12 protein-coding genes are annotated in these 10274 nt (G+C 49.6%); 2 read left to right on the top strand and 10 right to left on the bottom strand.

Going from position 1 to position 10274, the window contains the following annotated elements; genetic code table 11:
- Positions 1 to 148: 148 nt before the first annotated feature.
- Positions 149 to 1030 carry an AraC family transcriptional regulator gene (locus H6G00_RS19550; protein ID WP_190798021.1) on the bottom strand — a complete coding sequence of 294 codons (882 nt, stop codon included), beginning with the start codon at positions 1028 to 1030 and terminating at the stop codon, positions 149 to 151.
- 128 nt (positions 1031 to 1158) lie between these two features.
- Between H6G00_RS19550 and H6G00_RS19545 the strand changes: the two genes are divergently transcribed.
- Complete coding sequence (locus H6G00_RS19545) at positions 1159 to 2322, top strand: S41 family peptidase (RefSeq protein ID WP_190798020.1); 1164 nt, start codon at positions 1159 to 1161, stop codon at positions 2320 to 2322.
- Between the two features lie 26 nt (positions 2323 to 2348).
- On the opposite strand, the gene H6G00_RS19540 is transcribed toward H6G00_RS19545, so the two are convergent.
- From H6G00_RS19540 to H6G00_RS19525, 4 genes are all read right to left on the bottom strand, one after another.
- Positions 2349 to 2945, bottom strand: coding sequence for a (2Fe-2S) ferredoxin domain-containing protein (locus H6G00_RS19540; protein ID WP_190798019.1), 597 nt, complete (start codon positions 2943 to 2945; stop codon positions 2349 to 2351).
- 77 nt (positions 2946 to 3022) lie between these two features.
- A complete protein-coding gene (locus tag H6G00_RS19535) occupies positions 3023 to 3265 on the bottom strand; it encodes an Asr1405/Asl0597 family protein (RefSeq protein ID WP_190641020.1) in 243 nt (80 codons plus the stop codon).
- Positions 3266 to 3617: 352 nt separating this feature from the next.
- Positions 3618 to 4094, bottom strand: a complete 477-nt coding sequence (locus H6G00_RS19530) for a hypothetical protein (protein WP_199318600.1) — start codon at positions 4092 to 4094, stop codon at positions 3618 to 3620.
- Between the two features lie 177 nt (positions 4095 to 4271).
- Positions 4272 to 6377, bottom strand: coding sequence for a TIGR00300 family protein (locus H6G00_RS19525; protein WP_190798018.1), 2106 nt, complete (start codon positions 6375 to 6377; stop codon positions 4272 to 4274).
- Positions 6378 to 6775: 398 nt separating this feature from the next.
- On the opposite strand from H6G00_RS19525, the gene H6G00_RS19520 reads away from it, so the two are divergent.
- Positions 6776 to 6961 carry a hypothetical protein gene (locus H6G00_RS19520; protein WP_190641022.1) on the top strand — a complete coding sequence of 62 codons (186 nt, stop codon included), beginning with the start codon at positions 6776 to 6778 and terminating at the stop codon, positions 6959 to 6961.
- Here H6G00_RS19520 and H6G00_RS19515 read toward each other — a convergent pair.
- The 5 genes from H6G00_RS19515 to H6G00_RS36170 form a co-directional block, all read right to left on the bottom strand.
- Positions 6958 to 7539: a thioredoxin family protein gene (locus tag H6G00_RS19515; RefSeq protein ID WP_190798017.1), complete on the bottom strand. Its 582-nt coding sequence runs from the start codon at positions 7537 to 7539 to the stop codon at positions 6958 to 6960. The genes H6G00_RS19520 and H6G00_RS19515 overlap by 4 nt on opposite strands.
- 22 nt (positions 7540 to 7561) lie before the next feature.
- Positions 7562 to 8650: a chorismate synthase gene (gene aroC, locus H6G00_RS19510; protein WP_190798016.1), complete on the bottom strand. Its 1089-nt coding sequence runs from the start codon at positions 8648 to 8650 to the stop codon at positions 7562 to 7564.
- 66 nt (positions 8651 to 8716) lie between these two features.
- Positions 8717 to 9115: a polymer-forming cytoskeletal protein gene (locus tag H6G00_RS19505; RefSeq protein WP_190641025.1), complete on the bottom strand. Its 399-nt coding sequence runs from the start codon at positions 9113 to 9115 to the stop codon at positions 8717 to 8719.
- A gap of 31 nt (positions 9116 to 9146) precedes the next feature.
- Positions 9147 to 9980, bottom strand: a complete 834-nt coding sequence (locus H6G00_RS19500) for a M23 family metallopeptidase (RefSeq protein WP_190798015.1) — start codon at positions 9978 to 9980, stop codon at positions 9147 to 9149.
- Positions 9981 to 10109 carry a hypothetical protein gene (locus H6G00_RS36170; RefSeq protein ID WP_277881922.1) on the bottom strand — a complete coding sequence of 43 codons (129 nt, stop codon included), beginning with the start codon at positions 10107 to 10109 and terminating at the stop codon, positions 9981 to 9983. It lies immediately after the preceding gene.
- Positions 10110 to 10274: the final 165 nt, after the last annotated feature.

Raw genomic sequence — 10274 nt, 5'->3', positions numbered from 1 at the left:
GCACAAGGTCATTCGTTGGGTCTTCGGGGTCTTGCATTCGCAGAAGCCCTTTGACCCCAAACTGACATAACTCCTCAACCTGCTTGACTTCAACCTACATGCACAGTATCTACACCAAATAGTGCTTCTTCACGCAACGGACTCTGTATTATTTCTGTTCTCGGTATGTCTTGGGTGTCACTCCCGTATGCTTGCGAAACTGCTGGGTAAAGTGACTTTGGCTGTTGAACCCACACTGAAATGCGATGTCTGTGATTGAGTCGTTACCTTGCTTCAAAAGCTTCTTTGCCCGTTCAATTCTTTGCTCTACAACATACTGCCAAGGTGCAATCCCTAGCGATCGCTTGAAGCAACTAGCAAAGTAACATTGACTGAGATTTGCCGCGTGAGCAAGATCTGCTAACTGAATGTCCTGTGCAAGATGAGCATTAACATATTCCAGGACGCGGTTTAGCCTAAATTTACTTAACCCTTCTTTGGGCGATCGCAGCGCTAGAGGACGCGAAGCATAATTTCTGAGCAGGTGAATTGCCAACAGATTTGTCAGGGAATCTAGATAGAGTTGGTTTCCCCATTTAGTCTGCTGTATTTCGGCTTGAATGAACTGAAAGATAGATTGAAGTTGGCGATCGCGCACCTTAAACCCGCTGAGCAGTTCAAGCCGTTCAGGGTGAGGGCAATCGATTTCTAACGCCATCTGCTGCAAAAAGTCTGGCTCAATGCTCAGCGCTAAGACTTCATCGGTCATCTCACAAGCACCAAAGAAAGACGTACAAGCCGGAATCAGCAACAAGTCACCTTGGCGTAGAGAATCGTCATATTCCTGCCCACCCATGCAAAAAACTTGACGGTCTACATGACCTAATTCAAAAATCAGTAAGTGCTGAGTAAGTCCTCCTGAGATTTCACATTCTCCAGAGGGCTGAATTTGATGTTCTAGAAGTAATCGACCCGCTTGGAGAGCTTGACTAGATACTACCTGCTCCGGTTTGATTGCGTCTTTCGGGTGAATAGCTCGGCTAGAAGACATCGCCTAATCAAAAGATATTAATAAGTTTCCATCGAAATTTGAAAGACGGCAGGCTAGCAACTTATCGATAATGGATTCCTCTAGTCAAGCTAGCGACAAATGAGCGCAACCCTGTCAGCATAACGCTTATGTCAAAGATCGAATATCTCAAAAGAGGCTTTCTTCTAGTCACGTTATTGGGCTTTTTAGGCTGTCAACCGACTAACACGGATCGAGTGAGTCAGCAGCTAAGTGAGGACACTAGCAGTGTTAACCAGACAGAGGACGAAGTTTCGCTAGATTGGTTCACCTCTTCAGCCTTAGAAGATACAGACATCATTTCCTCCTCGGAAGCAAAACTATTCATTGAGAATGTTTACCAAACCCTCGATCGCGAAATCTTTGATCCCGCATTCAAGAAGGCAGGACGCGAGCAGCATTTGAGTGAACTGTTAGCCGAAGCTGAAGCCAAACCAAACTGGACTAGAGCAGAACTGACTGCACGGATTAGCGAACAGCTTGATCGACTGGGAGTTTCCCACGTACGGCTGTTAGATCCGACCGAAGGAGAACGGTTGTTTCGCATATTCGAGCAAAAACCTTTACCGGATGCTGCTACCCCTGAGCCCAGCGTTTCAGCCGAGATGAGAGGCGAGATTGGCATTCTGCAAGTCAAAAGTTTTATCGTCCCTCTCATTACTAAAGCTCAGCTTGACCAGGCAAAGGCTCAGCTAACTCAAGCCAAAATCGTTCTGATTGACGTGCGTGGAAATGAAGGAGGCTATGGATCGAGCGTTAGCTATGCAGTTGAAGACCTTGTTGGTGCTGACAAAGTTCTTTGGTGGGACAGAACCCGTGAAGGGTTACAGATGGAGGAACCTTATGTCTTTCGAGGCTACTTTGACGACGCGAACAATGCGGAAGCAGAAGCAGATATTGCACTCGGGAAAGAACACCCTTACGTTGAGTGGCGCACTCGGCTAGAAGCTCAGCAAGATCCAAGACCGCATTTTGTTCTAATCGACGACCGCTGTGGTTCAGCCTGTGACTTGTTTGCAGGGGTCGTCAAAGATCACGGTTCTGCCAGAATACTAGGAGTCCGCACAATGGGCGCACTACTCGGAGGTGACGCTTTTAGGTTGAGATGGAAAGGCTTTGCGCTGATTGCTCCTACAGTTCAAGTCATCTCACCTAAAGGGCTGACAATTGAGGGAGTAGGAGTTCCACCAGACGTTGAGATTCCTGAATGCGCGAATGGCGGCAGTCAGTGCCTTGAGAGGGCTATTCAGATGATTCAAGCAGGTGCAGTGTAGGAATTTTTGATGCTAGGGCAATGCTTTTAGTCTGCGATCGCCGCAAAATGCTTATCCACCAAATCTGGAATATCTTGCGGACGAATCCGAGAATAGCGAGTTTTGTCAGGCATGACGATATTTGGGCCAGCTTTACATTGCTTCATGCAACCCGTACCTTTGATGGTGACCTGATCTGCTAGGTCGCGATCGCTCAGCGCTTGCTCTAGCGCTTGAGAAACCGCCCGACCACCCCGCTTACAGCAGTCTGACTTTTGGCAAACCAGAATACAGGGATTTTTAGAGCTTGTGGTTGCAGATGGAGCAGGTGTTGAGGGCTGAGAAACCGGAGCAGATTGAACGGGGGGAATAGTGATCGCAGCCTGACTAGGGGCTACAGGAACGACCTGATAAGCCTTGAGCTTAACGGTTCCCTCTTTGTAGTCCAGCTTCTGAATTCCAATCACACGGATCCATTCACCTGGAGTTAGCGTTTTCGGTAGAGAAAATCGGATTTCTTTTGCCAGCTTGATCGGATATTCGCCCGTTGCCGTGGCTAGCCTAATTGCTTTTGGCTTGTAACCGTCTTTAAGAATCAAGCCTAAAAATCGTCCTTCTACCTGAAAATCTGCTGTTCTGCTCATAACTAACCTGATTTAACTCTTCTGTACGGAGCGAAGCAAGAAATTACTCAAACGCTGGATTCTTCGTAGCCACCGACCTAGTATTGCCAGCAGCGCTCTAGCTGCCCAATTAGCTGATGGCGAGAAGACGTAACCTGATAAATCACGCTCCAAAGCTGCAAAGCTGCAAGGGGAGTGTCAATTTTGGCTTGAAAGCTACCGTCGCCAAGACAGGTACAGGGAATGTCGAGTTCTTGAAGCCGGGCATAAACCTGCCAGCGATCGCTTCGGGGAATAGAGACCAATTGTCCAGTTTCGGAATTAGGAGAAGATGAATTCATTGATTCTGATTCAAACTAAATGCAATAGATTCCTAGATAAATTTGCTTACAATAAACGGTCAGGCTAAGCTCAATAGCTCTGACAAAGGGTATTGGGGATCAATACCCTGGTTGAGTCAATACTTTGGTAATAAACGACTTCAGAAGTTTATGGATACTTTTCGGAAGTGCCTTGAGGGCAGTACGGACAAGGCTTGTCTCGTCCTTATCGGAACCAATCGAACTAATAATCATTTCTGATTGGAAGTATGAGAGACTCTAATGAAGTTTTCCTAAAGCTATTTATTGAGAATAATGTGCAACTACTGTTAACAAGATATGGCAAAAACTGACCTTTTGCAAACTTTTTGCATTAAAGCCGGATGTTGTCGCTCTTGTTATCCTTACGGAATCGGCTATTTTGAGGAAGTTGGCAATTCAGGAATTCAAGCAGATCAGCGACGGTATAGGGGTCAAAGTCCTCCAGGTGATCGCTGAGGTCAGCGCCAAAACAGTGCCAAAAGTCTTCGCACAGCCTGTTTTCCCAATCAAACCAGCAAACTTCTGTCCAGTGCAAATCAGCTTCCAGGCGATCGCTTGGAAGCACTCTAGCAATTCTCAGTCCAGAATATTTTTCTAAATAGCTGTAGGCAAAAGCCGCAACGGACGGAGCGATGCCGATGGGCTGATAGTAAGAGTTAAACCACTTATTCAAATTCGGAGCAGGACGACTGCGCAACATTCGGTTGACCTGTCGCCGCTGCTTAAAGTCAGGACTGAGTACATCGTAGGTTTGGAGACTGAGAAACGCATTCTTGAGCCTTTGCCAGATTGTCTTGAAGATGCTCAACGCTCTGCCTCTTATCGAGTTTCCTCCAGTGTGCCCAACCCATCCCTAATTCTCAAATTCATTAACCTTTGTGTAAATGTGACTCCACTGCACTCACATTTACACAAAGGTTTTACAAACTGCGTGAAGGCACCGTAGCTGGTGCGCCAGTGCCTTCACGCTAAATCACCCTCAACATCATGCAGCCTGATAAGGACTTGTCAGCTTGCTCAACTGCTGCACCAGCAGACTCAGGAATAAGCCTACATCTGTTACCACACCGACGGACTCAACGGAGCCGCGATCGCTCAGCTTTGTCACAACAGCCGGGTTGATGTCTACGCAAACCAGCTTGACTCCGGCAGGGGTCATGTTGCCTACACCGATCGAATGCAGCATGGATGACAGCATCAAGATCAGGTCTGCCCCTTCGATCAGCCGAGCATAATCTGCTTGAGCTTCGAGCAAGTCCATTTTGGTATCGGGTAACGGACCATCATCTCGGATAGAGCCTGCCAGAGAGAAGGGCACGCCTTTGCGGACGCATTCGTAGAAGATGCCGTTGGTGAGAATGCCCTGTTCGACCGCCTGAGCAATGCTGCCACAGCGACGGATCGTATTAATCGCCTTAAGGTGATGACGGTGCCCGCCGCGCACAGAAACGCCTCGCTTCATGTCCATGCCTAACGAAGTGCCCATTAGCGACTGCTCAATATCGTGGACGGCGATCGCATTTCCACCCAGCAACGCCTGCACATAGCCCTCTCGAATCAGCCGAGATAAATGCTCCCCGCCGCCGGTATGAATGACCACAGGTCCCGCCGTAACCGCAACTTTGCCGCCCTGATCACGAATCTTACGTAGTTCCCAGGCGATTTGCTCGACCACTAGCTCTACTCGACGTTCGCTCGAAACGCCCGCTCCCATAAAGCTAAACTCTTGGGTAGCCCGCTGATCTCGCGATTCGGGTTTGCGAATTGTGCGAATGCCCTCTACCCCAACCACAACTTGATCTTCAAGCTGGAGATCGCGCAGCAGTTTGCAGCGGGCAACAAAACCTCCGGCAGTGGAAGTGATGGCGATCGCCCCATCCATTCGCTGACCTTCTACCTTGACCCATTCCCCATTCACCCTCACCTCAGTGGGGTAAATCGTGGTGACATAAAAATCATCGGGAGCCACTCCCACCTGCGGCACAGCTTCCAAACGGACATCGCACGCCTCTTGAGGCAGCGTCAAAGCGCCAATGTCGATCAACTGAGACATGATTTTTTCCATCACGTCATGGCTAGGGGCAGACACCTTCACCTCAGCCGAGGAGGTGCTTTGCCGCTGTTCACCCAGGTCAAAATTTAACACCTGGAAACTACCGCCTCCTTCCACAACGAGATCCAGGGCACGGTTAATTAAACCCGAATCGAGCAAATGTCCTTCCAGGCGAATCGTCCGGCTCTCAACCGCAGCGCTGGCATGAACCGCAGGCTCCACTGGCTCCGTCACCCGTAACGTCAAACATTTTGCGGCTCCACCTGCCTTGAGAAATTCGGTCAGGGGCGTTTCAAGCACCTCAAAGCCGACCTTTGCCAGACGATCTTTCAGAGAATCGCTAGCGATGTTCATGACGATCGTGCGATCGATGTTGACCGCATTGCAGGCGAAATTAACTGCGTCTGCTTCCTCAACGGCAATTCGTTTTGCCTCGGGCACTCGCATCTCAATCAAACGATTTGAGTAGGCATCAAAAGCAGGTGGATAATAGAGCAAATAGCCATCTGTAAGCGGGCAAAAGCAGGTATCAAGATGATAGAAGCGCTCGTCCATCAGCCGCAGCGATACCACTTCAATATCTAGCCACTTTGCCAGGTAAGGATGAGAATCCAACTCTGAGCGGAAGCCATAGCCAGCCCAGAGCCAGCGCCCCTCGCGGTCAAGCAAAGCATCTCCGGCACCTTCAAATGGTAAGTCTTTGGGCAACTCGTGAACGGTATATCCCTGTTCCTCAAACCACTGCTTAAAGAATGGCTCTTCGCCCTGGCGCTCTTTGTGGAAGAAACGGCTCAGCACGACTGTATCTCCCAAAACCAGTCCTGCGTTTGCCGTAAACACCATGTCAGGTACCCCGACCTGCGGTTTGACCAGATCGACGGTGGCGTGCTGAGTCAGGACATTGTAAAGCTGCTGCCATTGTTCTAAGGCGCGATCGCGAGAGGACTTGTGAATATTCCCCTCCATCCAGGGGTTGATCACATAGTCCACCTCATAATGATGAGCCGAACACATGAGGAAACGAATTGAGGAAGTCATAGGAAGTTGTAACGATAAAGAGCGGTTGATGCGAAAGCTTTTGGCTCTAAGTCCTGAGCCTGGAAATCTTGGTGAACAGTCAGAGCAAGCACCTCAGGATGGACCGGTGCCTCAACTCTCGTGCCGTTGAAATTAAAGCGAAACTAGCGAAACTAACGTCAAGCGTTAGACTTAACGCTTTATTCTATTACGCTATCCAAAATTGGTTTGGACTAGATGCTGCAGTTCAAGCAATTGTTGCGATTTCATAACCCAAATTATTTCTCACTGCCCCTGTCCTAAAGATTAGAACAGATGTACTATAAATTAGCGACCGGTTAGGAAGCAGCGAGGGCAGATTGCCCAATAAAACCAGGCCTCGGTGTAACGGAAATTTACATTCAACCCGTGCTAGCAATATGTTTGAACTCAGTGAATTGAAACAAAATCGGTTCTACCAAAAAGTCCTAGCAGAACGGCAAGCAGAAAATCGTTTACAAGACAAACTAGAAGCGGTTCCAATCATGCTTCAGCACGGCTTTACAGCAGAGGAAACCAGCACAATTCTAGGTCTAACGCTGGAGCAAGTCTTCCAAGCCGCTTAAACGTAATAGCTGGGTGCTTTACCAGGTTTCCATTTAATGTTGCAGCCAATGCTAGGCTTTTGATCAGAATCGATGGGCTGGTTTGCTAACACTGCATCTAGGGCAGTACGTAAATCAAGCCCATCAACAGGCTTACTATTTCCAGGGCGGCTGTCGTCTAGCTGACCCCGGTAAACCAGGTGGCGATCGCCATCAAACAAGAAAAAATCAGGCGTACAGGCCGCAGTGTAAGCTTTTGCCACCTCCTGGCTTTCGTCATAGCAAACCGGGAAAGTAAAGCCCGACTCTGCGGCCATTGCTTTGAGATGCTTAGGAGAATCATTTGGATAATTCTCCACATCATTAGCGCTAATCGCAATGATGCCAACATTTTTGTCCTGGTAGTCTTGCCCTAGCTTGCCAAGTTCTGCTTTGACGTGTTTAACAAACGGGCAGTGCTGACAGATAAACATAACCAGCAACGCTTGCTTACCTGCAAACGTTTCCAATGAAATCGTTTCACCCGACACCACATCTGGCAGTTGAAAAGCGGGGGCCAAAGTGCCCAAGCTCAGCATCGTTGAAGCCGTCATTGCCATCGGTCAGATTCTTGAAACGTTACTACAAAACTCCACACTGCCCCTGTTGGCGCAACAGATGGTCACACAGCACTAGGGCAACCATCGCTTCGACCATCGGCACAGCTCTAGGCAACACACAGGGATCATGCCGCCCTTTTGCCGCCAAAACGGTTTCTTCCCCGTCCGTCGTGACGGTGTGCTGCTCTTTACGAATCGTTGCGGTGGGCTTGAAGGCAACCCGCAAGATAATATTCTCCCCGTTAGAAATGCCGCCCTGAGTACCCCCAGAGCGATTTGTGCGAGTGCGAATCTGCCCGTCTTCGTCGGTGTAAAATTCGTCGTTGTGTTCGCTACCCGTCATCAGGGTTCCGGCAAAGCCCGAACCGATTTCAAACCCTTTGCTGGCAGGCAGAGACATTACACCTTTTGCCAAATCTGCCTCTAGCTTATCAAATACGGGCATTCCCAACCCTTTAGGAACATTGCGGGCGACACATTCAACGACACCGCCAATCGAGTCGCCCGATCGCCCAATTTGCTCGATCAGATCGATCATTCGTTCAGCACAGTCCTGATCAGGGCAGCGAACGATATTGCTTTCAACCTGCTCCAGCGTCACAGTGTCGGGATCAACGACTCCTTCTAAATCCTTGATCCGATTGACATAGCCAATGATCTCAACACCCGCGACCTGACGCAGAATTTTTTTGGCGATCGCCCCTGCCGCGACTCGCCCAATCGTTTCCCGCGCCGAAGATCGCCCACCGCCCTGCCAATTGCGAATCCCGTACTTTGCGTCATAGGTTGCGTCCGCATGAGACGGACGGTACTTCTGCGCCATTTCGTCGTAGTCCTGAGAACGCGCATCCTTGTTGCGAACCAAGATGGCGATCGGCGTTCCCAGCGTTTTGCCCTCAAACACGCCCGATAAGATCTCGCAAGTGTCTGACTCTTTCCGAGGGGTCGTGATCTTGCTTTGACCAGGACGGCGACGATCCAGGTCAACCTGAATCTCCTCAGCAGAAATTTCCAGTCGCGGTGGGCAGCCATCTACCACGACACCCACGCCTCCCCCATGAGATTCCCCAAAGGACGTGACGCGAAACAGTTGACCAAAGGTGTTACCCATAATTTGGGAAAGGACAGTCGAAGAGTATACCGTCCTAACCTATCGAAAAATGAGTCCTGAACGCAATTACTCTTCCTCTCGCCCCACCAACTCAGGGAATTTTTCTGCACCGACAGGCAATGCTTTGACATCGCTGGTAGCAATGTGCCCTACATAAAATGCGCCAGCCTCAATGTCGAGAGAGCTGGCGGTTACATCCCCTTCAAGTCGAGCAGTGCGGCTCAGCGTCAACCTGCCCTCTGCTACTACGTGGGCTTTAATCACCCCATGTACCACAATGTTATGTGCCCGCAATTCAGGACCTTCAACCAAGCCGGTTGAAGAAATTTCCATGTCGCCCCTGACTTCAACCGTGCCATGAATAATGCCATCCACGCGTAGATTTCCCTCTACATTCAAGTTGCCTTGAAACTCGCTCGTGGCGCTGATGTAGGTCAACGCATTCGCCCGCTTGCGCCTAAACATCGCTCTATCCCCAATGTAAATGTCAATGAGTTTAATCTAAGTAACCCTGGGGGTCTACCACTGTACCATTGCGGTAAACCGAGTAGTGTAGATGCGGTCCACTAGAGCGGCCTGTGCTGCCTAAATATCCAACAATTTGGTCATTGTTGACCTGTGCTCCCTGAGACACCTCCAGTTTAGAAAGGTGGGCGTATAGGGTGCGATAACCATACCCATGATTGACGACCACATGGTAGCCGTACCCTCCAGACCACTCTGCTTTCTCCACTGTTCCAGGCGCAGTGACGTGAACCGGAGAACCGTAAGCACCTGTAAAATCTAATCCCTGGTGAAACTCAAAGCTGCGTCGCCCAAACGGGTTTCGGCGCAGCCCAAATGGAGAAGAAATTTCAGTCGTAACTTTCAGAGGAATGCCTGTTGGACGAGCCGCTTCACGGAGCAAGGTATTTTCTAAAGCTGGCTCAATTTCTTGCTTCAAATCGGCGGAGAGAGCAGGCAGGCGGCTGTTTGCTGTCTCTAAAAGTTCTTCTGCCTCGACAGGCGTTCCAGTCCCCCCTTGTGGACTGGACTTCGGATCTGCTTCCGTTGGAGCAAACTCAGTGCGAGGCAAGCCTGCCCGTTCACGCAAGTTTTTTACTTCTGCATCTAATGCGTTTAGCTGCTGTAGGACATCTGCGGCTTCTTCAGTCAGCATCAAATTGCGTTGGGAGTGGGAATACAGCGTCATGCCTACCCAAGCAATAGGGGTGACGATGGCGATCGCTAGCGGAACAATTACCGCCAACGGATGAAATGAGAAGGTAATGGGCGCTTTGTCGGTGCATGATATTAGCACAATATAGCGTTTAGGTATACGACGCTTCATTCATTCTTTATCTTTGTCTTTGTCTTTGATCCCCGCAGTGGAGCATGACATACTCCGTCGCGAATGGTCAAGGGCGATCGCCAAAAACGCCGAAAACTGGTGATTTTGAGTGAAAACCAGAGCAATCATTAGTTTCCAGTCATCAGCCAGCCCCAATGCAAAAAGCGCTCCCGCAAGGGAGCGCTTTTGCTTGAGCTGTGACTAGAGTCTAGCCAACAATGCTAGGAGCCTTCACAGAAGCGAGGTCGAGCGGGAAGTTGTGAGCATTGCGCTCGTGCATTACTTCCATACCCA

Source organism: Leptolyngbya sp. FACHB-541, from assembly GCF_014695875.1.
Taxonomy (GTDB): domain Bacteria; phylum Cyanobacteriota; class Cyanobacteriia; order Elainellales; family Elainellaceae; genus JAAUTN01.
The sequence above is the reverse complement of the archived record's forward strand: the minus strand, read 5'-3'. Positions and strand labels throughout refer to the sequence as shown.